At 60.2% G+C, this 4,626-nt stretch carries 1 protein-coding gene; it reads right to left on the bottom strand.

Annotated features, from left to right (window positions below):
* On the bottom strand, positions 1 to 4,626 hold a 4,626-nt coding region (locus PAT3040_RS37400; protein WP_219930316.1), incomplete at both ends, for a hypothetical protein.

Here is a 4,626-nt window from a genome sequence, read left to right as displayed (position 1 = left end):
GCCGCTCCCAAACGAGGACGGCGCCGTTATCGCCGGTCATGCTGCCGTTCAGCCCGCTTACCGGCGCCGGAGGCGTCGAATCTTCGACGATCGCCGTTACGGCATGCTGCGCATCATCGCCAATCGGAACGCCGGCATAGCTGAATATGTCGCCGCTGATGACGACCGTATAGACAGCCCCGTCTGTCAACGCCGCATCCGGCGCAAATTCGGCGGCCATTGCAAGCGTTCGGCCGTCTGCGGTCTCAGCGCCAACAGCGCTTACCGTTCCCTGCACGCTAGCTCCGCCGGCAGCCGTCAGCGTGATCGCTTCGTCCGCGAGCGACTGAATATCGATCGGCTTCGTAAAGCCTGCCAACACGCCGCCGCCCGGCACAGCTTCCACAAAAGCCACTTCGGGCGGCAAGTTCGACACCATCCCGATGTTGACGTCAAAGTGAGGCGGCGGAACTTCCAGCTCGTCGCTATACGTCGTTGCATACCCTTCCTTCTCGTATTTGACCTTCCAGCGGCCCGGCGGAACATCCCAGCCATACCGTCCCTGCCCGTTCGTCCAATGCGGATTCAGCTGCTCATACCATTCCGCGTCCCATATTTCCCAAACGCCGGTGCCGGCGTTTTGCTGGAAGGCCGTCGCTTTGACGCCCTCCAGAACATTGGACATCATGCCCTCGTAGACGAAGCCGCTAGGGTCCCAAATATAGCTCGGCTCCGCTACCGGCGGATCGTAAGGTTTCACCTTGCATTTGTTCTCCTTCAGGTAACGCTCCAGCGTATCCAGCTCTTCGGCAGCCAGCTCATCCAGATGCAAACCGATTTCGTACGTGACGTACCAGAAGCCGATACCGGGCAACCCTGCTCCCTTTACCGTGCCCGCTACGCCGATAGCGGTTTTAAACGCTTCCTGCATCGCAATCATGGCGCGGACCTCTTCCGCGAAGCTCGTGTAATACTCTCTTGCCTGCGCATCGCACAGCCTTCTCGCGTCTTGCGCGGCTCGCTTCGCCCGTTTGAACAGATTGCTGTCATCGTCGAGCCCTTTGGCGTTTACGACCACATCTCTTGCGCCGAGCAGTTGATTCACCGTTGTAACGCCAACTTCGAAAGTCGTTTTGACGGCCGGCGCGTTCAACAGAGCCAACTGGCGTTGTCCGGCCGCGTCTTCGTTAGCTCCATCCGCCTTCGCCGAAGGCAGCTCCGACCTTGGAATGGTGACCGTAACAGACATGCTGGCGCTGTTGTTATGCCATTGCCTGCGAACGGACACATCATACACGGGCACTCCCGTCCGCTCCACCCGGCGCTGCTCCGCCTCCGAAGGCGTGAAGCTGTCGATCATGGAGCTTGAAGCTCGTATCGTCGCGTCAAGATCGTCCGACAAGCTCACATCGGCATACACGCCTCCCGCAGGCACAACCGTGCCATCCGGCTCTTGTTCGCCGCCCGCTGCGGCCCGTTGCAGCTCGAAATCCTCATAGGCAACAGGCACAATAAAACGCAGTTCGTCTTCCGTAGGTTCCTCCGTTTCCGATATGACGGCATCGGGCTTCTTGCGGTAAGTGACCCATACCGGTCCCAGATTGTAGGATGCGGGAACAACCGCTTCGTATCCATCGCCCTTCCGCGTCGCCGATACCGACCGGTCGCCGAGATGCACTTCAACATCGTATACACGTTCCGGGCTGCGAAATTTCATTTGAAAAATAAACGGATACGACGGAATGACGACGTACGGGAATACCGCTACGCCATCATCCGGCCGGAACGTCACCAGCCGGCCGTCCGTTTGCCGCATCGCCACCTCCGCAAGTCCCGGATCGGAAGGATCGTAAGCGACAGTGGTCCCCTCGCCCGCCAGCATCTCCCCTTGCCAGACAATGCCAACCCTCAGCCGATGCTTCTTCCTGGCATTCTCGACCAGTACGACAGGCAGGCTCCATGTACCGAAGGAAGAAGCTGTCGTACGTCCCAACTCGGCAGCCCCATCGTATACGATCACCTCCGCTCCCGCCGGAGCGGTGCCGCTCACTTCAATCTCCGGTTTCGTCGTCAGCTGCGGCGCGCGAATCGTTGCAGGCGTCACTTGCAGCAGAGCCATGCCGATAATGGCCTCTTGCGCTTCCTCTCCAAGCTTGTAGCGAATGCTCGCCTGTATGGGGAGATCCGGCTGCGCAAGGGATGATCCGGCTTTCAGCTTCAGCTGGAATGCGCCTTTCTGGCGATACGCAATATCGCCGAGCGGTACCGATACCGTCGTTCCGTTAAGCTCGGGAGCGACGGGATTGCCGTTCAGCATCGCTGATCCCGGCAAGATCTCGACCCCCTCCGGCAGCTTGAGCACCAGCACGGCATCCGTGGCCGCTTTCGCATTGTATTGCGAATGCTCGTAGAACGCCCGAAGCGAGAGACGCCCTTCCGGCGTCGTCCATTCCGACGATGCATGCAGGCCGTTGAGGGTGAAATCGCCGAACACTCCCGGCTTCCGCAGCTGTATGACGCCAAGCTCGGCGGTATCGCCAGGACGCGCATGAAACTCGACGATCGCAAACTCGCTGGATGCGCGGATAATCAACCGTTGGCTGCCGGTAGACGCCACGGGCAGCGTGAAGCGGGAGTACCCCCGTTCCATGTTCAGCGTATGCCCGGTCATGCTATTGTCCTCGTTGCGGTACAAAGACGCATTCGCGGAAGTGACCTCCCGTCCGTTCGAGTCGACTAACCTGAACTGCGCCTGGCCTCCGGCGTTTTCCAGCCGAAGCTCTACTTCCCCCACTCCGTCCTCGCCGATTACGGTTTCATTGCATGCTTTCGGCAGCTTTGCTTCCACACCGTCCGCACATACCCTTACCGTGTCGCCCGCGACCGCCTCCACGATTGCGGGCGGCCCGTGATTCGTTATAGCAGGCGTCGACTTAATGCGATAATGAACGCCGCTTGACCAATCCACCTCCAGCGGTCCTTGCCATCCTCCGTCTATTTTCGCATACAGCCGGATGTTCAGCTTCGCTTGCTCCTTCAAATGCAGATCGGCCTGTGCAGGCTCAGATCCACTCGCCAGCACGGTTACTCGCGGCGACGCATATCCGCTGATATGGTTGCCCGTTGCGCGCAAGACCGCCTCGCCTTCCGGCAAGGACAACGTGTATGCGCCTTGCGCGTTGGCGTTTGCCGTATAGGTCTTGGACGCTCCGTCCAGGGCAACGGTCGCCGTCACGATGGAGCCTGCCGCCGGCTTGCCGTCAAGCGCGTATACCCGTCCGGATACAACGGCCTCCGGTCTCCTGCGGAACGCCGTATCGAATGCGATCTCCTTGCCCGCAACGATCAGATCGATCCATTCGGCGATAAAAGCCGGATCCTTCGGCATCAGCTTCACGCGGAGCTCCTGGTCGGGCACGGCTGTCAATGTCGCGTTTAACGCTCCGTAGCTGGAGCCGGACAGCACGGCATTGCCGCTGCCGTCGCGCACTTCGTAGCTGTATTGTCCCGCTCCCGTGGCAGAGCCAAGGAGCCGAACGGCAAATTCCGGCGACAACGTCACGATGGCCGTGCGGCCCGGCGGAGGCGCCTCCCGCTTGATGGACAAAGGCGGATTCTCCCGCTTAGCCGGCCTGCTCGAAATGGTGTATACGCCAGGCAACGGCGCATTGAGCCTGTATGTCAGCGACTCCGCATCGATGGCTGCGCTGGTCCAATGATTTCCCCAATCGTAATCGATGGCCGAAGCTTCCAATGCCCCTCCCGCCAATTCTTGGTGCCAGACCGACCGTGCGGGCACATTCAACCGAACTTCGTAGCGGCCGGCAACCTCTTTGTTGACCGGATAAGGCGCTCGAAGCCAATTTCCATCTATCTGAAGCAGTACGGAATCGATACGTGCGATACCCTCCGTAATCAGAAATACACCCTCATACTCCCCCGCATTTCGCTCTGCGAGATCGATAATCCGCGAAGCTGGCCCCGTCTTCTCCTCCGATATCCACTCCGTATAGTCGATCCGCGCCTTGAGCGCGAGCCCGGGCTGGCTGCGCACCTTGATGACAGCATCGGAATCAAGCACCGGGAGCATGAGTTTCTTGCTGCCCGCCTGTTGCGAATAGTCGATCCGGAACGACAGGACCGTGTTCGCCAGACTTCGCAAAGGGACCCTCAGCACGGATGAGCCGAGCGTCAGCGTGACGGTCTGATCCCCCGCGGGAATATAATCTCTCTCCGGAAGCACGCTTACGACAATTTCATCGCCGGCGTAATGCTCGCCCGGCAGAACCGCCGCTCCGCTCGCATCCGTCACTCCTTCGTGGATAATCCGGCCGCCGTCCTTCTCCTTGAAGACAACCGGTATCGAAGCCAGCGGCATCCCGGTCCGTTGATCATCGACCTGTACTTTCAGCGACGCGGGGAACACCGGCGTCAGCTGAACCTCGGTCCCGCTGCCGCTGCTTACAGTCACGCCATCCCTGCTTGCGAGCAGCAATCCTCCTGTCTTGCTGGCCATCGCAAGCCGTACTTCTCCCGGCTGCAAGTACCGCTCGTAGCGCGTGACCGCCGACTCCAGCGGGATGAGGGTGCTGCTTCCCCCGACCGTAAACGTCAGGTTGGCCGCGCCAAGCAGATCGGCTCGATCCG

The organism is Paenibacillus agaridevorans (genome assembly GCF_003112455.1).
Lineage (GTDB): Bacteria > Bacillota > Bacilli > Paenibacillales > Paenibacillaceae > Pristimantibacillus > Pristimantibacillus agaridevorans.
Note: the sequence above shows the minus strand (reverse complement) of the source record. Positions and strands in the feature narration are given on the sequence as shown.